Origin of the sequence: Mesorhizobium shangrilense, assembly GCF_040537815.1 — a bacterium.
GTDB classification, from domain to species: domain Bacteria; phylum Pseudomonadota; class Alphaproteobacteria; order Rhizobiales; family Rhizobiaceae; genus Mesorhizobium; species Mesorhizobium shangrilense.
Window position 1 is genome coordinate 796339 of the sequence record NZ_JBEWSZ010000002.1, and the last position, 25320, is coordinate 821658.

At 59.6% G+C, this 25320-nt stretch carries 19 protein-coding genes and 2 pseudogenes; 15 read left to right on the top strand and 6 right to left on the bottom strand.

Annotation, left to right across the window (positions count from 1 at the left end):
- The 9 genes and pseudogenes from ABVQ20_RS28545 to ABVQ20_RS28585 form a co-directional block, all read left to right on the top strand.
- Positions 1 to 2106: YadA-like family protein (locus ABVQ20_RS28545; RefSeq protein WP_354463015.1), on the top strand; the 2106-nt coding region annotated here is incomplete at its 5' end.
- 7 nt (positions 2107 to 2113) lie between these two features.
- On the top strand, positions 2114 to 2671 hold the full coding sequence (locus tag ABVQ20_RS28550; protein ID WP_354463017.1) for an invasion associated locus B family protein: 558 nt from the start codon (positions 2114 to 2116) through the stop codon (positions 2669 to 2671).
- 13 nt (positions 2672 to 2684) lie between these two features.
- A complete protein-coding gene (locus ABVQ20_RS28555; protein WP_354463018.1) occupies positions 2685 to 3350 on the top strand; it encodes a hypothetical protein in 666 nt (221 codons plus the stop codon).
- A 45-nt stretch (positions 3351 to 3395) separates the two neighbouring features.
- On the top strand, positions 3396 to 3875 hold the full coding sequence (locus ABVQ20_RS28560) for a DUF4189 domain-containing protein (protein WP_354463019.1): 480 nt from the start codon (positions 3396 to 3398) through the stop codon (positions 3873 to 3875).
- A 126-nt stretch (positions 3876 to 4001) separates the two neighbouring features.
- Positions 4002 to 4496: an invasion associated locus B family protein gene (locus ABVQ20_RS28565; RefSeq protein ID WP_354463160.1), complete on the top strand. Its 495-nt coding sequence runs from the start codon at positions 4002 to 4004 to the stop codon at positions 4494 to 4496.
- A 601-nt stretch (positions 4497 to 5097) separates the two neighbouring features.
- A pseudogene (locus ABVQ20_RS28570) lies at positions 5098 to 5375 on the top strand (transposase); the annotation flags it as partial.
- Between the two features lie 356 nt (positions 5376 to 5731).
- Positions 5732 to 7681: a PrkA family serine protein kinase gene (locus ABVQ20_RS28575; RefSeq protein ID WP_354463161.1), complete on the top strand. Its 1950-nt coding sequence runs from the start codon at positions 5732 to 5734 to the stop codon at positions 7679 to 7681.
- 20 nt (positions 7682 to 7701) lie between these two features.
- A complete protein-coding gene (locus tag ABVQ20_RS28580) occupies positions 7702 to 9009 on the top strand; it encodes a YeaH/YhbH family protein (protein ID WP_354463021.1) in 1308 nt (435 codons plus the stop codon).
- A 12-nt stretch (positions 9010 to 9021) separates the two neighbouring features.
- Positions 9022 to 10572: a SpoVR family protein gene (locus ABVQ20_RS28585; RefSeq protein ID WP_354463162.1), complete on the top strand. Its 1551-nt coding sequence runs from the start codon at positions 9022 to 9024 to the stop codon at positions 10570 to 10572.
- Between the two features lie 575 nt (positions 10573 to 11147).
- Here ABVQ20_RS28585 and istB read toward each other — a convergent pair.
- Both istB and ABVQ20_RS28595 read right to left on the bottom strand, forming a co-directional pair.
- The gene (istB, locus tag ABVQ20_RS28590) at positions 11148 to 11975 is read right to left on the bottom strand and encodes an IS21-like element helper ATPase IstB (RefSeq protein WP_354463163.1); all 828 of its coding nucleotides are present in this window, start codon (positions 11973 to 11975) and stop codon (positions 11148 to 11150) included.
- A gap of 195 nt (positions 11976 to 12170) precedes the next feature.
- Positions 12171 to 13076: a LysR family transcriptional regulator gene (locus ABVQ20_RS28595; protein WP_354463022.1), complete on the bottom strand. Its 906-nt coding sequence runs from the start codon at positions 13074 to 13076 to the stop codon at positions 12171 to 12173.
- A gap of 119 nt (positions 13077 to 13195) precedes the next feature.
- Between ABVQ20_RS28595 and ABVQ20_RS28600 the strand changes: the two genes are divergently transcribed.
- Together ABVQ20_RS28600 and ABVQ20_RS28605 are read left to right on the top strand one after the other, a co-directional pair.
- The gene (locus ABVQ20_RS28600) at positions 13196 to 13618 is read left to right on the top strand and encodes a DoxX family protein (protein WP_354463023.1); all 423 of its coding nucleotides are present in this window, start codon (positions 13196 to 13198) and stop codon (positions 13616 to 13618) included.
- Positions 13619 to 13663: 45 nt separating this feature from the next.
- Positions 13664 to 14536, top strand: coding sequence for an NmrA family NAD(P)-binding protein (locus ABVQ20_RS28605; protein ID WP_354463024.1), 873 nt, complete (start codon positions 13664 to 13666; stop codon positions 14534 to 14536).
- Positions 14537 to 14948: 412 nt separating this feature from the next.
- On the opposite strand, the gene ABVQ20_RS28610 is transcribed toward ABVQ20_RS28605, so the two are convergent.
- Positions 14949 to 15839 (bottom strand): LysR family transcriptional regulator, encoded by an 891-nt coding sequence (locus ABVQ20_RS28610; RefSeq protein ID WP_354463164.1) that lies wholly within the window; start codon positions 15837 to 15839, stop codon positions 14949 to 14951.
- 106 nt (positions 15840 to 15945) lie between these two features.
- Here ABVQ20_RS28610 and ABVQ20_RS28615 point away from each other — a divergent pair, with 106 nt between their 5' ends.
- From ABVQ20_RS28615 to ABVQ20_RS28625, 3 genes are all read left to right on the top strand, one after another.
- Complete coding sequence (locus tag ABVQ20_RS28615; RefSeq protein ID WP_354463026.1) at positions 15946 to 16815, top strand: SDR family oxidoreductase; 870 nt, start codon at positions 15946 to 15948, stop codon at positions 16813 to 16815.
- Between the two features lie 38 nt (positions 16816 to 16853).
- Entirely contained in the window at positions 16854 to 17327 is a 474-nt protein-coding gene (locus ABVQ20_RS28620) for an SRPBCC family protein (RefSeq protein ID WP_354463027.1), read from the top strand.
- A gap of 68 nt (positions 17328 to 17395) precedes the next feature.
- Positions 17396 to 18064, top strand: coding sequence for an NAD(P)-dependent oxidoreductase (locus ABVQ20_RS28625; protein WP_354463029.1), 669 nt, complete (start codon positions 17396 to 17398; stop codon positions 18062 to 18064).
- A gap of 234 nt (positions 18065 to 18298) precedes the next feature.
- Here the strand turns inward: ABVQ20_RS28625 and ABVQ20_RS28630 are convergent.
- Positions 18299 to 18664: pseudogene (locus ABVQ20_RS28630) on the bottom strand (hypothetical protein); the annotation flags it as partial.
- A gap of 445 nt (positions 18665 to 19109) precedes the next feature.
- Here ABVQ20_RS28630 and ABVQ20_RS28635 point away from each other — a divergent pair.
- Positions 19110 to 23294, top strand: a complete 4185-nt coding sequence (locus tag ABVQ20_RS28635; protein ID WP_354463030.1) for an NACHT domain-containing protein — start codon at positions 19110 to 19112, stop codon at positions 23292 to 23294.
- A 3-nt stretch (positions 23295 to 23297) separates the two neighbouring features.
- On the opposite strand, the gene ABVQ20_RS28640 is transcribed toward ABVQ20_RS28635, so the two are convergent.
- The gene (locus tag ABVQ20_RS28640; protein ID WP_354463032.1) at positions 23298 to 24395 is read right to left on the bottom strand and encodes a hypothetical protein; all 1098 of its coding nucleotides are present in this window, start codon (positions 24393 to 24395) and stop codon (positions 23298 to 23300) included.
- Positions 24396 to 24477: 82 nt separating this feature from the next.
- Positions 24478 to 25140, bottom strand: coding sequence for a helix-turn-helix transcriptional regulator (locus tag ABVQ20_RS28645; protein WP_354463033.1), 663 nt, complete (start codon positions 25138 to 25140; stop codon positions 24478 to 24480).
- Between the last annotated feature and the right edge of the window lie 180 nt (positions 25141 to 25320).

Genomic DNA, 25320 nt, shown 5'->3' on the forward strand with positions numbered 1-25320 from the left:
GTCGACGCCATCGGCACCACGCTCAACACGATCGGCGGTTCGGTGACCAATCTTGGCAACACGATCAACAACATCGCCGGCGATACATCGACCGCCTATACCGACGCCAATGGTGTGGGCATCCGCTACGCCCGCACCAACGAGACTGGACTGGCGCAAACCGATTCCTTCGCTCAAGGTGTCGGCTCCACCGCTGTCGGCTACCAGGCGACAGCGACCGGTGTCAGCGGACTGGCTCTCGGCCGCGACAGCCAGGCCAGCATCGATGGCAGCGTGGCCCTCGGTTCCGGCTCGGTTTCCGATCGCGCATTGGCGCCGGCCACCGGCCAGATTGCCGCCGGTCCTTCCAACTTCATCCAGTACAACACCACCGACAAGACGTTGCTCGGCGCCGTGTCAGTCGGCACCAGCACCTCCTACCGCCAGATCACCAACGTGGCTGACGGCACGCAGGCGCAGGATGCCGTCACCGTCCGCCAGCTGCAGGGGGCGATCGCCTCGGTCGCGACGACCCCGACCAAGTATTTCCATGCCAATTCGGCGGCCGGCGATTCGCTGGCGGTGGGCGCCGAGTCGGTCGCGATCGGCCCGACCACGGTGGTCAACGGCGACAATGGCGTCGGCATCGGCAATGGCGCCATCGTCGACCAGACCGCGCCCGGCGGAACGGCCATCGGCCAGAACGCCCATGTGATGCTGGCCGACGGCCTGGCGCTCGGCACCAATTCGACCGCTGCCGGCGTCCAGTCGGTGGCGCTCGGCGCTGGCGCCAACAGTACCTTCGCCAACAGCGTGGCGCTCGGTGCACAATCCATCACCACTGTCGGTGCGCAGGCGAACTACACGGCCTATGCGCTGGCAAGCCCACAAACCTCGGCCGGCGAGGTGTCGATCGGCTCCGCCGGGGCCCAACGCAAGCTTACCAATGTCGCGGCGGGCTCGGCCAATACCGACGCCGTCAATGTCTCCCAGCTTCGGGGCGTGTCGCAAAATGTCGCCAACCTGTTCGGCGGCAGCACTACGGTCAACCCAGACGGATCGATCACCGGACCGACATACACCATCCAGGGCAACAACTACTCGACCGTCTATGACGGCTTCACGGCCGTCAACAATGCCCTGACCAACATCTCGAATGGCGGCGGCATCAAGTATTTCCACGCCAATTCGACGCTGGCCGACTCTACCGCCAGCGGTACCGACAGCGTCGCGATCGGGCCGGCCAGCGTGGCGAGCGGCACCAACAGCCTTGCCGCCGGCAATGGCTCGACGGCCACGGGGCAAGGTGCGGTGGCGCTCGGCCAGGGCGCCAAAGCCAACAACGCCAACGATGTGGCGCTCGGTTCGGGCTCGGTGACCCAGACTGCGGTCGGCACACCAAGCACCGTCATCAACGGCAAGACCTACGCCTTTGCTGGCACCACCCCGATCGGGACCGTCAGTGTCGGCGGTGCCGGCGCCGAGCGGACGATCACCAATGTCGCCGCCGGACAGATCAACGCCGGCAGCACCGATGCGATAAACGGCTCGCAGCTCTACGCCACCAACACGGCGGTCGAGGATTTGAAATCGGGCCTCGGATCGCTCACCCAGAATGCTGTCGTCTATGACACCAATCCGGACGGCAGCAAGAAGAACAGCATCACGCTTCAGGGCGGCGACGTCAACGCGCCGGTCGTCATCTCCAATGTCGGCCCCGGTGTTGCCGGCACCGACGCGGTCAACGTCAACCAACTGAACAACCGCGTGGATTATGCCATCAGCACGTCCAACACCTATACCGACAAGGTGGCCGCCACGACCCTGCAACAAGCCAATAACTACACCGACCAGAAGCTCAGCCAGCTCAATACGGACATCAGCGGCATACGCGACGAAGCCCGCCAGGCGGCGGCGATCGGGCTTGCCGCCGCCTCGCTGCGTTACGATGACCGGCCCGGAAAGCTAAGTGTTGCGGCCGGTGGCGGCTTCTGGCGGGACGCCGGCGCCTTCGCCTTTGGCGCGGGCTACACCAGTGAGGACGGCCGCATCCGCGGCAATGTGTCTGGTACGGCCGCGGGCGGAAACGTCGGCGTCGGCGCCGGCATCAGCTTCACCTTGAACTGAGGCAGGAATGAAAGGACTTGCCGCACTGACTTGCCTGGCGCTCTGCGGCGGTCTCGCACCGGCCGTCGGGCAGGTTGCCTCGCCGTACAGGATCAAGCCTTCGGATGTGGTGCTGCCGCCCGAGGTGAAGCTCGGTGACTACCAGCGTACCATCCGCCCTTTCGAGAATTGGACACTGATCTGCGACGAGAACCTCAAAGCCCGCAAGAAGGTCTGCAATGTCTCGCAGGTGATCGAGGACATCTCCGGCAAGATGGCCTTCAGCTGGTCGCTTGCCGCCACTCAGGACGGCAAGCCGTACATGATCGTGCGCACCGCGCCGAACGCCAGGAGCGACGGCCTGGTGTCGCTGAAGTTCGATGGACGGAACCAGGCGATCGACGTTCACCTGAACGGCTGCAACGAAATGGTCTGTGTCGGCATGTTGCCGGTCGGGCCCGTCATGCGCCAGCAAATCTCGCAGAATGCGACGTCGGCGATCTCCTACTCGACCGTCGACGGTCAGACGATCACGGTGATCGCAACCCTCAAGGGGCTGTCAGAGGCCCTTTCGCCAGTCAAGTAACCGAGGCAGCACAATGAGCCAGCAGGACCAGTTCATGTCCGCAAAACGCAGCAGCCCGACCGTCGAGCCGGATCGGGACAGGCTCGTGGAACCCGCGCGGCGGTGGCCACGCGTCATCGGATTTTCGCTTTTGGGGCTGGTTGTAGCAGGCCTCGGCTTCGCCGCCGGGAACTATGCCGCGATCGCCAATCTGGTCGGCAGCGCGACGGCTGCGCAGTCCGAGACGGCGGCCCCAGCGCTTCCGGACACGCCTTTCCTCCAGCACGTCAAGCAAGCCGGGGTTCAGGCCTGTTCGACTGTCTTTCCGGTGCTCGGACAGCTTTTGACGACCGGCACGAAATACAGCGTCAAATCGTTGTGGAACGACCAGGCTGCCGACAAGCATGCGGTTCAGGCCTTTGTCGGCATGGATTATGCGACGGAACGCTATAGCGGGCCGGCCGCCGGCGTCGTTTTCGCATCGCCCACCGCTTCGGGTTGCGAGGGGGCGATGGTGCGGGTGGCGCCGTTCGCTAGCCCATGTGCCGACATTCCCTCCGTTCTTCCGCAAGGCAGCAAGATCACCGACCACCTTGGGCAGGTCGAGGTATACGAGCTTGGCGGGAACACGGGTGAAGCCCTTCTCTTGCCGACCGGCAACAGCTGTGTGGTGATTTCCGTCGCATCGGCGGCGAAGTGAGGACGCGAAGCTGATGGCGATGGCTTCCGCGGAGGATTGCTGACTATGAGATCAGGATTTGTGGCGGCAGTTCTCGGCATTGCCCTGCTGTGGACCGGGCAAGTTATCTCCGCCGATCTGTCGGAAGGACCGCCGGAACCGCCCGCTCCGCCACCGCATGAGGAAAAAGGGATATGGGCGGCGATCGCCTATTCCAGCACCGATGCCAGGCACGGCTTCTTCTGGGGCGCCGACAAGCGGCAGGAGGCAATGGATATCGCCCTCAAGCATTGCGATAACGCGGGCGGACAAAACTGCTCTGTCGTCGCCGTGTTCCGTAATCATCGCCATTGGAATGACGACGACCAGACCGGCTTTCCTTACAATCACTGTGGTGCCCTGGCCGTGGGGGAGAGGGCAACGGACCGACTGACGCCCTGGGGGGCAAAGTCCGCCCAGACCCGTAGGGAAGCCGAAGACCTCGCCCTGCAGGCCTGCGAGACGGCAGGGGGCAAATGCAAGATCCGCGAATGGGTCTGCACATAGCAGCCTCCATCAGGCAGTTGAACGGTGCCCGTTCGACGGCGCGCTGAACCCGGAAGAAGAAAGTCGCAGTCATTGCTCGATCTCAGCCCTGTTTCTTTGAAGGTTGTCACTGTTTGCGCCGTGGTCATGGCTTCGTGGGTGTCGGCTGCCGCGGCCCAGCAGCAGGCGGCCACGCTTCCCAACGGCGCATCATCGCTCCAGGAAACCTACCAGGATTGGCGGCTGGCCTGCACTATCCAGGAGAACGCTCGGGTCTGCACGGTCTCGCAGGATCAGGCGCAACAAAACGGCCAAAGGCTTCTAGCTGTGGAATTGCGCACGAGTCCCAGCGGTGGCCTGGGCGGAACCCTGCTCCTGCCGTTCGGCATCCTGTTCGAACCCGGCGTCTCGGCTCAGATAGACGACGCGCCGATGTTGGCCCGATTGCCGTTCCGGACCTGCTTGCCGAACGGATGCATTGCGTTGTTTCCGGTTGATCGGGCCCTCATGCAGAAACTGAAGGCAGGTGCCGTACTGAAGCTCAACGTCACGACGGCGGCGGATACCAAAATGAGCTTTCCCGTCTCTCTGAAAGGTCTTGGCGCCGCCCTCGATCGCGCCGCGGCGCTGAGCGCTCGTTAAACGTCGAATCCGGACTGACCGGGGTTCAAAGGTGAGAGCCGAGAAATCGATTAAGAATTGTAAGGCGCGCAGAGCGGACCCTCAATGTCTAGCGCGGAGACAAAACACCGGCGCTCGGCGAGGAACTCAAGGGCTTTCGGCGGCGAAAGGGGAGCGTCGACAGAGCGTTTCACTGGTGTGATTTCGTCGAGCTGAAGGCTACGGACTTTGCATGCAGACCTCCTTTGTCGTTAACGCCTATCGAATTCAAGGCCGCCGTCCAACACAGCTGACCCGCCACGGGTAGTTTTCCCATCAGAGATTAGAGTCCGGCTCTCGGTTGAAGGACGAACTGATGAAAAGAAAGCGGTTTACGGAAGAGCGGATAATCGCGGTTCTCTGTGTGGGCGGGGACAAATGCGGCAGATTTGTATGGAACTGGTCCAGCGGGCTAAAGCATTTTTGAAATGTTCGCGGGCTCCGATTGAATGGAACAGCCTGAACGCTGCGAGCGATGGCCAGTAATCGCCGGCGAGCCACAGCACCCAGAAAATTATCCCAGACATTCGCCGACGGGCAGATCGCAGACCGCCTGCTGGATCACCTCGCCCCGCGCACCATCGTGCTTGCGGACAACGCCTATGATGCCGACCGCATCCGCGAGTTGATCGAGGACCAGGGTCTACGCCCAACATCCCGCCGAAGAGCAACCGGCGTTCGAAACCCTGCTTCAGCGAGCGGCTCTATCGCGAACGTAACCTGATCGAGCGCTTCTTCTCCAAGCTGAAGAACTTCCGCCGCGTCGCCACCCGCTACGACAAGCTCGCCGCCAACTTCCTCGCCTTGGTCCAACTCGCTTCAAAGCGACTGTGGCTTCGCGCTTATGAGTCTACAGCCTAGCGAAGGAGAATCTGTCGTTTTGATTTCATTTCGGCCGGGCGGGTGCTTTGAGTTTCGGTCGAGGCCTTGCGGTGCCCATTTCGTCGCTATGAGAGGTAAGTCGAGCAGAGCGGGACATAATCGGGCCAGGCCCCTCAAGAGCGACGTTTTCAGCACGATGTTGTCGTCCCAATTGCACTTTTTTCGGTTTGCTTTGTCCATCTCGGCAGCAGATCGCTTCTCGACGTTTTGCTTGAGCAAGTGCAGCTCTCGCCGTCATCTGATCGCAGGCGCTCTCCGTGAAATTGAAGGGAACCATAAGGGCATCCTAACAGTTGAATATGGCAGGGAACTTTATCGGCTTGGGCGAGGACGCCATGCGCGAGAATCACTCCGATGTCTTCGATCTTTTTTCAGAGATTTATGCGAATACGGCGCAGGAGGAGATAAGCGTCCAGCAGTACCTTCTTGCCTGCCGTGACAACAAGTCGATGTATGCCTCGGCGCCCGAACGCATGGTGGAGGCGATCGGCGAACCCACCCTGGTTGACACCAGTATGGACGCGCGGCTCGGCCGCATTTTCTCGAACAGGACAATCAAGGTGTATCCCACCTTTGCCGATTTTTATGGCATGGAGGATACGATCGAGCGCATCGCCGGATATTTCCGGTATGCCTCTCAAGGGCTCGAGGAACGCAAGCAGATCCTCTATCTTCTCGGGCCAGTCGGTGGAGGCAAATCCTCGTTGGCCGAACGACTGAAGAAACTGATGGAGGAGCGTCCGATCTACACGCTGAAGGTCGGCAATCAGATCAGTCCGGTTTTCGAATCACCGTTGGGGCTCTTCCACCCCGACCGCATGGGCGATCTGCTGGAGGATAAATACGGAATTGCGCGCCGCCGGCTGAATGGACTCATCTCACCCTGGGCAGCCAAGCGCCTGGACGAGTTGTCGGGCGACATTTCCAAGTTCAGCGTTGTGAGGCTGATGCCTTCACGGCTTCGCCAGATCGGCATCGCCAAGACCGAGCCCGGCGATGAAAACAATCAAGATGTTTCGGCTCTGGTCGGCAAAGTCGACATAAGACAGCTGGAGAATTTCAGTCAGTCCGATCCGGACGCCTATTCCTATAGCGGCGGGCTGAACCGAACGACGCAAGGATTGCTTGAGTTCGTCGAGATGTTCAAAGCGCCGATCAAGGTCTTGCACCCGCTACTGTCCGCGACCCAGGAAGGCAGTTACAACGGTACCGAAAATTTTGGAGCTTTCCCCTATCAAGGGATCATCGTGGCCCATTCCAACGAATCGGAATGGCTCCAGTTCAAGAACAACAAGAACAACGAGGCATTCCTTGATCGAATCCTCGTGGTTAAGGTTCCGTATTGCCTGCGGATTACCGAGGAGAGGCAGATCTACGAGAAATTGCTGCGCGAAAGTGACTTGGCCGCCAGTCCATGCGCTCCGGAAGTGCTGGACATTCTCAGCCGGTTCACTGTCTCGACCCGTTTGGCCAAGCACGACAACTCGCCGCTCCATACGAAGATGCGCATCTATGACGGCGAGAACCTTAAGGAAACTGATCCCAAGGCGAAGTCAATTCAGGAATATCGCGACGCCGCCGGGGTCGATGAGGGTATGACCGGCGTCAGCACGCGCTTCGCCTTCAAGATCCTGTCGCAAACATTCAACTACGACACCAAGGAAGTGGCCGCCGACCCGGTGCATTTGATGTACATTCTGGAGGACGCCATAAAGCGTGAGCAGTTCTCGAAGGAAATGGAGGCGGCCTATATCGAGTTCATAAAGTCGGAACTCGCCACGCGCTATGCCGAGTTCATCGGTCATGAGATCCAGAAGGCCTATCTGGAATCTTACAGCGAATATGGCCAGAACCTTTTCGATCGCTATATCGCGTATGCCGATGCGTGGATCGAGGATCAGGACTACAAGGACCCTGATACCGGCCAGATCCTCAACCGCGAGGTGCTGGACAGCGAACTCTCACAAATCGAAAAGCCAGCCGGCATTGGCAACCCCAAGGACTTCCGCAACGAGATTGTCAAGTTCACGTTGCGCGCGCGGGCACGAAACCATGGCCGCAACCCGTCATGGACCAGCTATGAAAAGCTGCGCGAAGTCATTGAGAAGCGGATGTTCGGCCAAGTCGAGGATCTGCTCCCGGTGATCAGCTTCGGCTCCAAGCAGGACAGTGTAACGGAGAAGCGGCATAGCGAGTTCGTGCAGCGGATGATCGAACGTGGCTACACTGAACGCCAGGTCCGCCGATTGGTGGACTGGTACATGCGGGTGAACAAGGCGGGTTGAAGTCGACCCGGGGTGTTTTCATGCCGATCTTTATCGACCGCCGATTGAATCCGAAAGACAAGAGCCTCGGCAACCGCCAGCGCTTCCTGCTTCGCGCACGCGAAGAGTTGAAGCAAAGCATCCGGGACCAGATCCGCACCGGCAGGATCGCCGACGTCGATGCGGAGCATGTCGTCTCGATACCCACGAAGGGCACAGGCGAGCCGAGTTTCACGGACGCGAACGACAGCGGCAGGCGTCAGTATATTCTGCCCGGCAACAAGCATTTCATCCCAGGAGACCGAATCCCGAAGCCTGTCCAGGTCGGTGGCACAGGATCGCCAGGCAACGCAGAATCGGAAGACGATTTTCGTTTCCTGCTCTCGCAGGAGGAGGTGCTGGATCTTTTTTTCGAGGATCTTGAACTCCCCGACATGGTGAAGCTCAATCTAAAGCAGATGCTTGCTTTCAAGCCGCGTCGAGCAGGCTTCACAGCAACCGGCTTCCCCACCAACATCAATGTCGGGCGCACGATGCGAAACAGCCATGGCCGTCGCATAGCACTACGGCGTCCCAAGCAGGAGGACCTTGATGCGATCGTGCAGGAACTCGCAACCCTGGAAGCAGGGGCACCGAGCGCAGCGTCGCACCAGCGCATTGCGGCATTGCAGGAAGAGCTTGAGCGGCTGCAACGCCGCCGCAAGCGGATAGGCTATATTGACCCAGTCGACATTCGCTTCAACCGTTTCGAGGCCTGGCCGGTGCCGAATACCAATGCGGTCATGTTCTGTCTCATGGACGTCTCCGGTTCCATGGGTGAGCGTGACAAGGATCTGGCCAAACGTTTTTTCGTGCTGCTGCACCTCTTCCTGAAACGCCGCTATGAGCGTACCGAACTCGTCTTCATCCGCCATACGCACCAGGCACAGGAGGTGGACGAGGAAACGTTCTTCTACTGTACGCAAAGCGGCGGCACGGTGGTTTCCACGGCACTCGAAGAGATGCGCCGGATCATCGAGGAACGCTACCCCAGCCGCGAATGGAATATCTATGCCGCCCAGGCATCGGACGGCGACAATTCCGCCACCGATTCCGAGCGCTGCATAGCTCTGCTGGACGGCCAGGTCATGCGCCTGTGCCAGTATTTCGCCTATGTCGAGATCATCGACGAACGAGAGAGCCATATCTTCCGCGCCACTGACAATGGGACCTCGCTCTGGCGCGCCTACAGCGCCGTCAAGCTGAAATGGCTGAACTTCCAGATGAGCCGCATTGCCACCCCAGCCGACATCTATCCCGTCTTTCGCCAGCTTTTCGCCAAGCAGCCGGCACTCCCGAAGAGGGCTTAAGGGGGGTGCATGATGGCCATGCAAGCCGGTAAATCCAGTTTGCTCTTTTCCGGTTCAGACTGGGATTTTAAGACGCTGTCGCGTGTCTATGAAGCCATCGAGGCGATCGCTATCGAAGAGCTTCACCTCGATGTCTATCCGGTGCAGATGGAAATCATCTCGTCCCAGCAGATGCTCGACGCCTATTCCTCGCAGGGCATGCCGCTGATGTACCACCACTGGTCCTTCGGCAAGCATTTCCTCTACCAGGATTTGCTGTATCGCAAAGGTCGGCACGGGCTCGCTTATGAACTCGTGATCAATTCCAACCCCTGCATCGTCTACCTGATGGAGGAAAACACCATGGCGCTGCAGGCGCTGGTGACGGCCCATGCCGCGCTAGGCCACAATCATTTTTTCAAGAACAATCATCTGTACAAGCAATGGACGGACGCCGGCGCCATCCTGAGCTATCTAGACTTCGCGAAGGGCTATATTGCACGGTGCGAGGAGCGACACGGCGTGGCAGCTGTTGAGGCAATCCTCGACGCCGCCCACGCACTGAGGGAACAGGGCGTATTCAGGTATCAACGGCCCCTGAAGCTGTCGTCGCAACGGCAGCGCGAAGACATGCGCGAGCACCTTGGCTACGAAGACCGTTCCCACGATCACCTATGGCGAACGCTCCCGCATGCCAAGGATGCAAACAAGGGCGGGAAAACGGACCTCGGCATGACGGAGCGCAAGAAAATGCTCAACCTGCCTGAGGAGAACCTGCTTTATTTTCTGGAAAAGAACAGTCTGGTCCTGGAACCCTGGCAGCGCGAAATCATCAGGATCGTCCGCGTCATCGCGCAATATTTCTATCCGCAGCGACAAACGCAGGTGATGAACGAAGGCTGTGCCACCTTCGTGCACTACACACTCATGAACATGCTGTTCGACAAGGGCCGGATCAGCGAGGGCGCGATGCTGGAAATTCTGCGCAGCCATTCAAACGTGACCTTCCAGCGGGCGTTCGACAATCCACGTTTTTCTGGCATCAATCCCTACGCCTTGGGCCTCGACATGATGCGGGACATCCAGCGCATATCGACGGAGCCGACCGCGGAGGATAGGGACTGGTTCCCCGATATCGCCGGAAATGGCAACTGGCGCCAGACCCTGCTCGACGCGTGGGCCAATTATCGCGACGAGTCCTTCATCCGCCAGTATCTGAGCCCAGCGCTCATACGGAAATGGCGGTTTTTTATCCTCGCCGATGCCACCGGCGAAGCGCAGTACGAAGTCGCGGCGATCCACAATGAGCGCGGCTATGAAAAGATTCGCGCGGCGCTCGCTCGTAGTTACGACATCGGCGCGAGCCGAGCGGATATCCAGGTTGTGGATGTGGATCTTCTCGGCGACCGGCATTTGCGGCTGCAGCACAATGTGAAGGACGGGGTCATGCTGGAGGACGGGAGCCGCGACGTAACGCTGAGCCACATCCGAAGACTCTGGGGCTATGACGTCAGCCTGGCAGCGATCGACGCACAGACAGGTGCGACAATCGCCGAACGTTCGACCACCCAAATTGGGCAGTGACTCGGAGCGTGAACCCTGCTTTTCGCATATTGTTGCCACCCAAGGCGGTGTGGAGAACACATTATCTAATTGGTCAGAGCTACCCACCAAAGCCAGGGGCACCGTTTTCAAATGCAGCTACGACGAGTACGTCAGTCGATCTCGACAATTTTACGAGCCGGCTTCTTGGTCGCCGCCCGACGTTTGATCCCTTTAACAGGCTTTGGCGCCCGGATGCCTTGATCGACATGCGCTGCTCCCGCAAACGTGCGGACTTCGCTTCGCGCTCTTGACGTTCTGCCTCCAGCACACAATTCGATACTCACGATCGGCTCGCTCCAGCCTCTCCTTGTCAATTCGTCGCTGGGTCAACAAAGCCTCCCTATGCTTGCCGACCCATGAAAAATTCTAGTCCGGGAAAAATGTTCAGGCCAGGGGCCTGATTGACGTCGTTTTCTGCATTTCCCTTGGTCGCCCCCTTTTTGCCAGAGCGTTTGAGAAACATCCTGAAGATCAACGGGAAGCCTAGTTGGCTCCTTGCCGGACGGGCCTACGGCGAGCCGGCATCAGGCCTTCCGCGATCGCTCTATTTGCTATCATTGTCGATTTTCACTGAGAACTGACCCGGCATTTCTACCGAGATTTGACCCGCCTTTATGTATGTTTCGGGTCTGGTGTGGTATCAAGTTCCTGTTTTTCTCCTTCGTGTTTTTCGGTTCATGAGCTGAGCTGTTTTTGAAGCGGAAGCTGTCGTTTCCGGTTTCGAGGATATGGCAGTGATGCGTCAGCCGGTCGAGCAGCGCGGTCGTCATCTTGGCGTCGCCAAAGACGCTCGCCCATTTCGCTGAAGCTGAGGTTGGTGGTAATGATGACGCTGGTGCGCTCGTAGAGTTTGCTAGCAGGTGGAAGAGCAACGCCCCTCCTGAAGCACTGAACGGCAGGTATCCTAGCTCGTCGAGGATCACGAGATCGGAATGGACAAGCCGATTGGCAATCTGGCCTGACCGGCCCTGCGCCTTCTCTTGCTCGAGCGCATTGACCAACTCGACGGTCGAGAAGAAGCGAACGCCCTTGTGACGATGCTCGATCGCTTGCACGCCGATCGCCGTGGCGATGTGGGTCTTGCCTGTGCCGGGTCCGCCGACCAGAACAATGTTGTTGGCCTCGTCAAGGAAGGCGCAGCGGTGGAGTTGGCGAACCAGAGCCTCGGTGACCTCGCTGCTTGAGAAGTCGAAGCCGTTCAGATCACGATAGGCTGGAAAGCGTGCCGTCTTGAGCTGATAAGCCGTCGATCTGACCTCGCGTTCTGCCCTCTCGGCCTTGAGGAGCTGCGAAGGATGGGAACGGCGGTTTCGAACGCCGGCGATCCCACCTGCTCGTCGAGCACTTGGACGTGCTTCAGGATGAAGCGGCGGCCCTGAGATCGCTCAACGGGCTTCCCATGTTGCGAATGGCAGCAATGCGCCTGATTTCGGCCATTCCGGGCAAAATGAGCCGACCCGAAAGCGGCCATTCATTTCGATTGCGCGTTTGCTGCCTCTCACGGAAATCGACGGGCGGCCCCGGCAGACATAACTTCAGAATGTTGATTTCGAGGCCGGACGAAGATGTTCGCCTCGCTATTCCAGATACGGCCTCAGCACATCTTCGATCCATTTCATGAATGCGCGAACTCGGCGCGACAGATTGCTCCTATGTGCTACGACGAGGGACACGGCGAGCGCCCGGCGACGAAAATCGGGGATGATCTCCACAAGCGCTCCACTCTCCAAGTATCGGCCAATGCCCAGGAGTGGCGCCTGGATCAGCCCAATGCCGGCGAGGGCAGCGGCTTCGTAGGTCTGCGCGCTGTTGACGTGTAGCGCACCTGGCAACTGAAGCGTCGCGTAGCTGTCGCCGTCCGGATATTCCCATCCATAGGGTCTCGCGCCCAGCATCGTCGAAAAATGAATTGTCCGATGTTCCTGACGCTGGAGATCTTCCAGCGATCGAGGGACGCCATAGCGCGCCAGATAGGCGGGACTGGCAGCGTTGACCATGCGCAATCGGCCCAGTGGGCGGGCAATCAGCGTCTCGTCCCGTATGGGTCCAAGCCGCAATACACAGTCGAACCCCTCTTGAACCAGATCGACTTGCCGATCCGTACTCGAAACCTCCAGCTCCAACTCGGGGTGATTGGCCATGAAATCCGGCAGCGCCGGCACGATCGTTGTGCGTGCTACCTCTGTCGGAAGATCGACTCGTAAACGCCCGCGAAGTGCCACGCGATCGCCTGCGAACATCGAGTGCAGATCATCGACTTCAGCAAGCAGATCGCGGGCACGCGCATGAAATGCGCGTCCGTCCTCCGTCAACTGCACGCTGCGCGTCGTCCTGTGCAGGAGCCTGACACCGATATCTTCTTCCAGCTTCCGGACCGCCGTTGAGGCCCTCCCTTTTTGGATGCCCAGGCTATCGGCCGCACGGGTGAAGCTCCCCATTTCCGCGACAGTTATGAAAATGAGGATGGGTTCGAGATTCTGCATTTTCGTGCCTCGGTATTGTTTCCCAAAAAGAGAACAGTGAGTTCATTTCACCAGCGTTTATCACACCTATGAGACACAGTAAGCTCCGAATATGGGATCCCCCCATCGGAGAATGACAAATGTCCGAAACTATGAACCTGCATCACGTGCCTGAAACCATAACCTTGCATCGCGCCCTCTGGGCCGGCCGGATAATGAGCGCGTTTGTTGTTATCGCACTGGTGGCGGACGGCATTATTCAGCTTTTCGCACCGGCACAGATCGCGAGCATGTTGCAGGAAACCGGGTTCGCGATGGACCTGGCCCGTGTCGTGGGTCCGATCATACTCGCCTGCGCCATCCTTTACGCCATCCCGGCCACCGCCGTCCTCGGCGCGATCCTCGTGACGGGCTTCTTGGGAGGTGCCATCTGCGCCCATGTCCGCATCGGTGAGTTGGGATCGCCGCCGGAAATCGTTTCCATGCTTCTGGGCGCGATGACATGGGGCGGCCTCTACGTTCGCGATCCCCGAATCCGGGCCATTCTACCGCTCATCCATTGAACCAACAGGGGCAGTGCTCTGTCCCTCAACATCAGGAGAAAACACATGTTTTTAGTAACGGGAATCACGGGAAAAGTTGGCGGCGCAACGGCAGAACATCTGTTGGCGCACGGCAAGGAGGTACGCGCACTCGTCCGCAATCGCGAAAAGGCGGCTAGCTGGGCGAACCAGGGCGTGGAACTGGTGGATGGCGACTGGAATGATTCAGCAGCCATCGAGCAAGCGCTCAAAGGCGTCGAAGGCGCCTTCGTCATGTTGCCCCCTGTCTGGGCACCGTCGCCCGATTACAAAGAAGCAAAGGGCGTGATTGCGAACTATGTCGAGGCGCTCGCCAAGGCAGCGCCGCCGCGCGTGGTTGCGCTTTCGTCGATGGGTGCGAACAGAGCCAGCGGGCACGGGGTGATCACGGCCCTGTGGCTTCTGGAGCAAGCTTTTCGAGACCTGAATTCGCCAATCGCATTTGTGCGCGCGGGTGGATTCTTCGAAAATTTTCTTTACGGCCTGCAGGTCGCCCAGGGCGGAACGCTACCAGTCTACAACAGTCCGACAAACCGGAAATCGACCATGGTGGCGACGAACGACATCGGCGCGGAGGTCGCAACCCTTTTGACCGGGCCAGCGTGGTCAGGGCAGCGCATCGTCGAGATTGGTTCGATGGTCACCGCGGATGAAGTCGCGGAGCAATTGGGTGAAGTCCTGAATCTCGACGTGAAAGCCTTTGCAATCCCGCGTGCAGGGTGGGCGGAAGCGTTCGAGCAGTTCGGCATCCCGAAGGGCCGCACCGGACCTGCCGAAGAAATGTCTGAGGCCGTGAACGCGGGATGGATGGACCTCGGAGTCGCGGGCACGGAGCACGTAGCGGGTACGACGTCCGCACGCGATGTATTCGAGGCTGCACAGAACGCCGCCAAGGCGTAGGCCCGGGACGGATCAAGTGTGATACGGAGACTTCCCGCCTCTGCGTCAAGACGCGTCGCGGGAAGCGCTCAACAGTTCAAAGCAGCGCGAAGCGCCTCCATTCCCGCCTGACCTTCTTAATTTGCGGGAGGATCTAGTAGTTTCTATTTCGTGATTGGTTGGGCTCGCCCGGTCGTAAATTCTCAGTGACATCACCGCGGTTCTACGCCCATCTGCGGTGACTGCCTCTTCAAAGACTTTTGGTCCCGAAATCAGATTACTGCTGAACCCAGAAAGCGGCTGCGATTAACCGCTGCAGTTCTTCACGCTGACAAGGCTTCTGCAGTGTTGAAATCCAGAATTTCATCGCTCTCGGGTAAACACTGCTGGGTAACGCAGGCGCGATTCAAGTGGAGCGGGCTACTTTTGTCCCTCACCTGCCGATGTAGGCCGCCAGTTCATCGGGCGTTCCGTTGGGAAAAGCCTGCTTCAGAAAATCCAGAAAGGCAGATACACGCGCGCTCAACAGACGCCGCGACGGGTAAAGCGCCCACAGCGCGATCTTTGAACCCTCTATATCGCCCCAGTGCAGCAAAGTGCCGTCAGCGAGATCGTGGCTTACCAACGAGATCGGAAGGCGTGCAGCGCCAACGCCTGCCCGTACCGCATCCCGGACCATGATGAGGGACGACAAAACGAGGACAGGCTCGATCCTGATCTTCGCAGACTCTTTGGAGGTCATGACGTTCCAGGTCTGTGGATTGCCGCCTCCGCGCACGACGCCCGGCGCCGGCAGATCACCAGCCGGGCGGGGAAGTTCTGGGCTTGCCACGACGACCAGACGGTCATGCAGAAAGGCGCGACCAACAAGGCTTTCGTCCGGATGGGGATTGACCCGAATAACGAGGTCATATCCTTCCTCGATCATATCGACGGCCCGGTCTTCCGTTGTGATTTCGAGTCTCACATCCGGATATTTCAGCGCGAAACCTGCAGCGATCTTGCCCATGGCGGTCTGCGACAAGAGGAGTGGCGAGCTGATCCGCAGCCTGCCACGCGGCTTTCCGGCACCCGAGGTAATAGCGGCCGCCGTTTCATCGAGCTCCGTCAGGAGCGCGGCTGTCCGCTCATAGAGGGCGCGCCCTTCCTCGGTGAGTTTGAGGTTGCGCGTGCCACGTTCGAAAAGCCGAAGCTGGAGCGCAGCCTCCAATTCCGTGACGCGTCGGGACAGGGTCGCCTTCGGCCGCCCGGTGGTGCGGGCCGCTTTGCCAAAGCCGCCATGGCGGGCAACAAGATTGAAATCGGTAAGAGCAACGAGATCCATAAGTGTTCCAGCTGTGAGACGCCGTGTCCAAATTGATAGTCTATTGGGCCAACAGTGAACCAGCCATATTCGGGGTGTCAAGCAATACCAACCCGGAGAAAATCCCATGACCATTCTCGTTACCGGCGCCACAGGCAATATCGGCGGCCAAGTCATCCAACACCTCGTCAACCGTGGCGCTGATGTCCGCGCTCTCGTCCGCGATCCCTCCAAAGCCAATTTCCCGGCGGGTGTTGCCGTCGTGAAAGGTGACTTTCTCGATGTCGACTCGCTGCGCACAGCGTTCGAACGCGTATCCACGCTGTTCCTGCTGAATGCCGTCGTGTCCGACGAATTCACCCAAGCTTTGATCGCGCTCAACATTGCCCGCTCGGCTGGCATCGAACGCATCGTCTATCTCTCGGTGATCCACCCGGACGTCTACGTGAACGTACCGCATTTCGCCGGCAAGTTCGGCGTCGAGCGGATGATCGAGCAGATGGGCTTTCACGCCACCATCCTGCGCCCGGCCTATTTCATCCAGAACGATCTGACGATCAAGGATGCCATCACTGGCTACGGCGTCTACCCGATGCCGGTCGGCGACAAGGGGCTCGCCATGATTGACGTCCGCGATATTGCGGAGATCGCAGCCTTTGAGCTGCTGCGCCGCGAACAGGCCGCACAGCCGCTTCCGGTCAACCGCATCAACTTGGTCGGTCCTGAAACTTTGACCGGAACGGATATTGCCGCCATCTGGTCGGACGTGCTCGCCCGCCCGATCAACTACGGCGGTGGCGACACGGCAGCCTTCGAGCAGAACCTCAAGCAGTTCATGCCGGCCTGGATGGCCTACGACATGCGCATGATGGGCGAACGCTTTCTGACCGATGGCATGCTGCCCGAGGGTGGCGACGTCGAGCGACTGACGACACTTCTTGGCCGTCCGCTCCGCTCCTATCGCGACTTCGCCTTGGAAACCACAGCCGCTGCCTGAGACAGACAGCCGAGCACTCCCAAACAAGGACCATCATCATGATCTACTCGACCGCAACCGTCCCGGTGAATCCGGAAGGCGAAACCAAGCTCACCCGCGGGCAGGTCTGGAAAGGCCTGGAGCTGAAGGCGCGCGATGCGCGCCTTTTTCTCCCCCCCGGTCTTTGCACCCGCTGCGACGTCGTGGAGGAAAGTGCTACCCACTTCGTGCGCGAAGCCACCATCGCCGGCTCTGACATCAGGGAAATTATTACTCTTGATCCGCAGAGCAAGGTCACCTTCTTCCAGGCCACCGGCCCCCGTGAAGGCACCATCATCAACGAGTTGTTCGAGGATGAGGCCGGAGCCCTGCATCTGAAGTTCTACTGCTACGTCGGCCTGCGCGGCAAGGAGCCTGATGGCACCGAGGAACAGGCCGAGCAGACGCAGTTCGACAGCGACAAGGGCTACAAGTCGGCCCTGATGTCGACGCTGAAGCGGACCCGCGGACTGCTCGCAGAGGGCCGGCTCTGATCACCACCAGCATCAAACCCAACAGGCGGCCTCCTGAGAGGCGCCCGGCTTTCAAGAGGAGCACAATCATGACCACGTCCATCCCTGAAACACGTTTCGCCGCTGTACCGAATATCCTGGTGCTCGGGGCCACCGGGCCGACCGGCCGCCATATCGTCAGCCAGGCCGTCAGCCGCGGCTACGATGTCACCCTCCTGGTGCGCTCGCCTGAAAAGGCCGCAGACATGAAGGGAGCGAAGATCGTCGTTGGAGACGCCCGTGACGAGAAGGTGTTGCGCCAGGCCGTTAAAGGTCGCGATGCCGTAATTAGCGCGCTCGGCACACCCACAAGCCCATTTCGCGAAGTCACGCTTCTTTCGACCGCGACCCGAGCGCTTGTCAGCGCAATGAAGGCAGAGCGCGTCTCGCGTCTCGTCGCCATCACCGGTATGGGCGCTGGCGACAGCGCAGGGCACGGCGGTTTCCTCTTCGACAAGCTGATCTTCCCTCTGCTCCTGCGCAAGGTTTACGCCGACAAGAATCGTCAGGAGGCAATCATCAAGGGCAGCGATCTGGATTGGACCATTGTCCGTCCTTCAGTTCTCAACAACAAACCTGGACGCACCACGATCCAGACGCTCACGAACTTGAACCAGTTCCGCGGAGGCTCCATTTCGCGCCAAAACGTTGCGACCTTCGTGCTGGATCAAGTCGCCACGGATCGGTGGCTACATAAGTTGCCGTTGATCACCTGGTAGGATTGGCTTGAATGGCCTGTCGAAGCGAAAGATGCAGGCTGAGGGATCGCGTTAACCCAACCGCGAAGGCACAGCTGCACTGCACAAAAATTAAGTGCAGCTGTTCCCCCTCTGGAGGTCCATGACCTTCACACTTTATGGGCCACGGTTTCCGTCGGCCCTTTTTCTTGTTCCGAACCAGGTCGCAACGGCGTTGCGGACGCTGCAGGAAGGCGGCCGAAGCCCCGCGGTCTATTATTCGAAGGCTGCCATCTGGGCCGTTGCGGCCTTTTGATCAACGGAGTTGGCGGGCTGTTCGACCGTTCGTTCGTAAGGCTTCTAGGTTTCGCCTGTGATGTCCTCGTAAGCCGAGACGGCACCTTCGGCTGCCATGCGAAGCACGTAGGCCTGCAGGCCCATGTCGGCTGCGAACTCGCTCTTGCGCTGGGCGCGGCTGTCAAAGCCTACCGGGCGGTCTAGGTCCTCGCCTCTGGTATCGTTGGAGAGTTTCGTGGTGAGATCACGGGCCTCGGTGACCGCGCGGCTGTAGAATTGCCCGGCACCGTAGGCGGAGCCGAAGAACGATCCAACGATGCGCTGCATGTGGATCCGCATCGCCCTGGACAAGGCGGCCCTGCGGATCGCCGCCGTTGCGACGCGAAGTTCTGGATTGCCGGCGGCCAGCGAAAATCGGTCACGTGAACGGCAGCTCTGCGCCCAATCTAGGCCGTTCCGTGGGCTTTTGGCCCAACCTTAAAGCGGACATCTCCTGCGTTCAGGTAACGGCGGCGACTTTGCGCCAATAACGGACTTTGCTATTTCGCCGCCTATCGCAAGGTGTCTAGGCAGCGTACTTGTTCATTCTATCGGACCACTTGTTGGCTATAATTTGAGACACGACTTTACAAAGGCCACGATTCAGTTTCTTCGCGACCAGGTGGGCAACCGCTGCTCTAACCCTGGGTGCCGTCGGCCGACCATCGGGTCCGCGGAAAAAGGTCAGTCGATCGTCAACGTCGGCCAAGCTGCCCATATCACCGCGGCGGCCCCAGGTGGACCGCGTTATTTGGCAACCCTTACCGCTGAAGAGCGTGCCTCTGCCAAAAATGGGATTTGGCTCTGTCAGAACTGCGGCAAGTTGATCGATTCTGATTCCGCTTATCACACGCTCGAGCTTCTCCGTGACTGGAAACGGAAAGCGCAAGATCAGGCTTTTGTGGAGGTTTCGACCGGGCGGCTGGGAGCGGCTGCCAATCCGGTATGGGAGGGCGGCGACACTGAGGTTTGGACGGCAGCGGCGGCCGATCTGGCAAAGTTCAAAAGTTCGGAGACTTTCCCCAAGCATCCGATCTCGGTGAGCCTAGCGATCCAAGGCTATGATCGCGGTGAACTGGTAACAGCCGTGGGTTTGGCGGCCGGCCTGTCGATCGAGCGCGAGCTGCTGATCGCGGCCCCTCCCGGGACGGGTAAGTCGACCGCAATGATCCAGATCGCGGAGGCGCTGGTTGCGACGCGGACGTTCGTTCCAATCATCGTTCCGCTAAACGAGTGGTCGGTCGACACCAGTATCGGCTTTATTTCCGAGGTTGCCGCTCGAAATAGCTTTGAGGGAATTGACCCCGGCCGCTTAAAGGCTCTAGCCGCCTCCGGCCGCTTGGCCGTCCTTCTTGATGGTTGGAACGAGCTCGATGAGGATGCGCGCTTGGTCGCAGCGGCCTTCATTAAAAAGCTGCGGCGGGACTATCCGCAATTGAGGCTCGCCGGATCCACGCGGCAGGAAGCTGTCGACACACCCTTCAATGGGCGGCGGGTCGACGTGCAGCCGCTGTCGGAGGACCAGCAATTTGAGCTGGCGCGCGCCATTGTCGGAGAAGGCGGAACCGATCTTATGGAGCGTGCTTGGCGAACGCACGGTCTGCGGGATCTCGTCAGCAACCCGTTCTATCTGACCGCGCTCGCCGAGCACTCGCCGACTGGCAATCTGCCCGCGAGCAAGGACGAAGTCTTGAACGCATTCGTAGCTCGCATCGAAGTTGCCCATGCGCAGGTCCTCAGGACAGAACTCGAAGGAGCCCACGCCGAATTGCTGACCGGCCTAGCGATGGCGATGTCGCACGCAGGCAAGGTAGGCTTCTCCGACGCCGAGGCACGCGCAGCGATTTCCGAGGAGCTCAAGCGCCTGCGAGCAGCGGGGCAGATTGGCGACAAACTCCTGCCCGGACCTGTGATCGATGCGCTGGTCGCCCACCACCTTTTGGTCAGATCTGGGTGCACCGTCATGTTCCACCACCACCAGTTCCAAGAATGGTACGCCTCAAATCGCGTGGCAGACATGATTGTTGAGGCAGCGGCCAAGCCGGAGCGTATGGCGTCGCTCGCGGCCGATATTCTGGATCGCCGAATTTGGGCCGAGGCGGTCCTGTTCGCGGTCGAGCGGCTCGGCAGCGGCTCAAACGTGGAACAGAATGCTGCGGCGGCCGGCATCATCTGGACCTTGGGCGTCGACCCAATCCTAGCAGCGGAGATGATCTTCCGGTCGTCCGATGCTGTTTGGAACTTGGTGAAGCATCGGGTCACCAAGTTTGTTGAGCGCTGGCATCGGCCCGGCACGGTTGATCGGGCGGTACGATTCATGGTCACAACGGGTCGTGGAGACTTCGCGCCGCAGGTGTGGGCCCTCGTGAGCGCATCGGATTCCAATACGCATCTGGGCGCAACGCGTGCCGCCAGCCGCTTCCGCTCTGGCGTCCTCGGCCATGACGCCGCGCAGAAGCTTTCGGCTCTGACCGGTGAAGTGCGTCGACACGCATTGGGTGAACTCGCCTCCCACGGCGACTTCGACAGCATGACACTGGCCGCGGGCCTGGCGACCAACGAGCCCGATCCGAAGGTTCGCGCCGATGTCGTAGGCTCCCTGCTGTTTCGACGCTGCAAGAGTCTTGCCGCGCTCGCCTTGAAGGAGGCGCCCGACGACGTCTGGTTTGAGGTTGCGCGTCATGGATACGATGAGGAGTTTGAAGATCCTGTAATCGTTGAGCGGATCGTCGCGGCCCGCCAAAAAATGCTGGCGGCAGAGAAGAATCCATTGGAGCAGCTAGCGATGCTCAGTCGCCCCGGAACGGGGAAAATAGACGCCGACGATGTTGTCTCGCTGATCGCCGGAGCCGATTTCGAGGCAACGGATCATCGCGGGGCCGCGATCCTGCGCAATCTCTTGGAGCGCGACACAAATGCCGTCGCGCGCGGCATGTTCGCTCGCATGGCCGCCGGGAAAAAGCTTCCGTTTGGCGGGGAAGAGTTGCTGGAGCAGCTTGATGCGGTCGACGAGGGGTCGATAGTGGAACTAGCTCTTCGGCAAACAGTGGCGCGGCACGAGCGGAACGATGCAATCCTCGTCGCAGGCCCCAAGACGGTGGGCAAGCTGATTCATCGGCTGCTGGCGCAGCGGCCAAGCGCCAGCCAGCGCACGGATCCAGCCGCAAAGCCCCGCGTGGATGCTTATTGGGGGCTACACGACCTCATTCAGATGTCGCGGGGCACGTCGTTCGGTGAGGCGCTCCTTCGCCACGCCGACGAAACGGACATCGACACCGTCATCGCGCTCGCCGACTTGCTGAGCGGCCACGGCCGTGATCGGCGGGGGGCAAGTGCCGACTTTCCTCCCGAGATGAAGACAGCCATCGCACACATGGCGGTCGGCTGGGCGAAGAGATTTGTAGCAAGTGATGCATGGCTGCCCTGGCAATGTTACGCCATTATTGGCGCGCTCCAGCGCGTTGCCGATGAATATGAAATTGATGCCCTCATTCGGGTGCTTGAAAAAGACGTGGCTCGCCATCGCGCCGCGCGGATCAAATATGACCAAACCCATTTGCAGTCGGACCTAGAGGCCGTCAGGCATCATCCGCACTACCTGCAGATTCGCCAGGCTTTGGTAGCAATTGGTGGGGACCGGGCAAAGGAATACTTAGTCAGCCAACTTTCCGATCCCGAGTTCGGCGCCGAAGCAGCGATCGGCGTGCGCCTCATTACAGCGCCTCCGGTGCCCCGCGAGGGGACGTTTCAACTGCGCTGGCCAGATTTCTCGAACCTCAAATTGCGCCGGGCCAAATACGCGGCGGCAACGGCGAAAGATTGCAGCAAAGACGCAGTCACGATTTTCGGAGTGGTGGAATCGCTGATCTCGCCTGGCTCGATCGAGCGCGATCAGTTGCGTGCGTTGGCGTTAGCGTCCACCGCCTTCATGATGCCGTGTGGTGGCCACGACGATCTCGCCCGTTGCCTCCTCGCCTTGCCGCTACCGCTCTCGAAGAAGCTGCATTTCCTGAATGCGCTCGCGGCGGCCGGTTTGGTGGTGCCTGCCGACCTTGTCTTGAGCGGTGTTGCCGATTGGGTCGAGCGCTCGAAGAAGGAATGGTGGGTGGCCCAACAGGAGCGCTATGAGCTGAATGAGTGGTTGCGGCTGCTGCCGGTGTCGGACCGCCCGGCCGCTGTGCTCGACGGCTTTAACCTGCTGCCGGACGATCATCATCGGATCAGCGATCTTGCCGGCATGATCGGTGCCCTCGGCGACACGCCTGACGCTCAAGGCCTAGAACTGTTGTTCGAGCTCGCCCGCCGCGATCCGCGCATCGTGGAGCACCATCAGTGGCTCTACGCGGTCCTGAGCCGCCGCGAGCCGGAAATGGTGATCGGCCTTGTTGAATTCTGCCATGCGGCGGGTATCGCCTCGAAGAAAGTCGAAACCTGGTACGCAGCGCGAAGTATTGCGCCATTGGTCGCCGCTAACCCTACGTTACGCGAGGAGCTCGCAAAACGCTATGATGTCGGGCTTTCTAATCCGGCGAACTCTTTGGTCGAACAGATTTTTGCGGATGAAGCGGACGGCAACGCTGTGCTTGCGATGATCCGACATCGGGGCGGCGGACGAATGGACGGCACGCTTCGTATGGCAATCGAGCACGCCGTCACGGCGCGGCGCTACCAGAATGACGAAGGCACACAATACGAGATTTATCCGATCAATGCGGCACCCCTTCGCAAGGCGCTTTTCGTCACAGTCTGCGAAGGCGGTGCGATTGCTGGGCTCGCAAAGGACGCGCTAGCGGTGATTGATGAAACGCGGGACCGGTACGGCTTCCCAGAGGATGAGCCTCGCCATCCTGACGTCGCGTCGAACTTTCCTTGGCCGCCCGAAGCCGTACCTGATCGATGGACGCGCCCGAGCATAGCGCCCGCCCATACGGTCTAGGCGCTAACGGGGGGGAATGCCATGAAGGCCGGCCGGACGAGGATAACCCGACGCGTCGTAGACCTCCTCAAAGAAGCGGACCGCCAACGCCGTGACCGCGGCATCGGTTGCGATGTTCAAGGTGGCATCGAAAACCACCTCATTTTGAGATACCGGTCCGATTGTGTCACTATTCACGCCGTAGTGGACGCCCGCCACCCCAGTCACACCCAGAACGACCCGCCAGGGTACGTGGAGCTCTAGATGCTCGCTCCTGAAGTCGACAGCTTGCCGCAGGGTTTGATGGAAGGCCTTTTCAAATGGCGAAAGCGGCACAAGTGGAATTACAACGTGTGCGGGTCTCAAGCCGCGCTCTGTAATCACAAACTTAGCGCCAACTGCCCAAAGCTCACCATTCCGAAAGAGTTGGATTGAAGCGCCGAGGCGAGCTTCTCCACTTGGCGGATTAGAGGCAGGTTCAAACCGGATTGCGCCAAAGTCGTTATTCGCCGTCAACCCCCCGGAGGCCTGGGGTGTCAGCAACGGCGCGTATGTGATCTTTTCAAGAAGCCGAGCCCGTGGCAAAGGATTATCGAGACGTCGGGTTGGAATGAGACGCAAAAAGCAAAGCTTGTCCGTCTGGTAGGTGTAGAAGAGCTCATCGACTCCCTGAACTCCAATCCTCGCCAGCGTCGCGCCAACCGGAAAATATGCTGCGGGGACGTAGGTTGAGAGCGTTGGCTGAAATTCAGGAACGGACGAAGTGGCGGCGACATCGAGATAGTCACGAAGGCGCGTCACAAACTCCTCAGTCAATGTCCACTTAGCCACGGCAATCGCTTGGCGATCCGCGCCAGGTGCCAATCGGTAAAACACCGGTCCGGCCTTGTGTGCCAAGTCAAACGGCAGGTCTGCACGATCACCGTAGTGGGAGTTGCAGACCATCAGAAGGCGTCGATCGCTTAGTGCGTGTAGTGCGTAGCCAAGCTCGATCGCGACGTTGGAGTTCATCAATTTCTTGGGTGCGCCTACCTGTTCGCCGCGACCGTGGGTAAAGCCCGACGTCGTTCCAACGGGTGTTACGTCCGCAACGACGACCGTCGCGGCGGCGATCTTTTCCATGATGAGCGCTGCAAGATCAGGGCTACCTGAGACACCTTGGCGATCGGAATCCAGATGCAGGGCTTTGCGAGCCTCGTTTCGATCAACCGTTTTCTGAGGCGCCAGTTGTGCGGGAAAGACTTTCCGCTCCGTGAGTGTCCGCCGTGTTGCTGCTCATGTTCAGACGCTCGGCGATATCGTCGACAGCGAGCCCTTCGGACGCCCAGCGAAGGACGTCACGCTGCCTCGGCGAGAGACGGACAGACTTATGATCACGCACGCCTCCAATGAGAGCGGACGCGCAACCAAAGGCGTAGGCGATAGCGAGTTGGTGCCAGCCTCCACGGGGATCGGGGTTCAGTTTCTTGCCGGCGATCGAAAAGCCTACTGGTTGTCGCTCCATGGTTGAGAACGCAATTGTCAATCCTTCGTCCAGCCGAAATTCCTTTGCCTCATGCATGATGCGGCGGCCGAGTGGGTACACTTTGCACCGGTCACCAACCTCGCTCCAATGAAACGGCGCGGTGGCCTGTCTCACAAGCCGGATCGTCGGGTCGCGGTAAAGGTAGCCGTTCGAGAAGTACCGTGTTGCCCATTCCTCCGGCCAAGCGTCGAGCAGGACATGCGACAGTTGCTCGCGCGACAAGCATGGCAGCGGAATTGCTCCGGCAAGCAGGTTCGTCGCTCCGAATCGTCCAGCATAGCCCAGCAGCAATTTGCAGATCCTTTCCGCACTGCCGCATTGCCCGATCTCCTCAAGGATCACGCACGTTTCGTCGAATCTCCGGTGCCAATTGCCCGGGAGTCTTTCCGGACTAATTAGGTTAGCTTTCTTATTCACTGCTCTGCGTACAGGTGGAGAAGGTTCTGCAGATAAAATCTCAAATAACTTATCAAAAAACTTATCAAAAAATTGACAGCCGATATAGTTACTAATAGGTGTCCT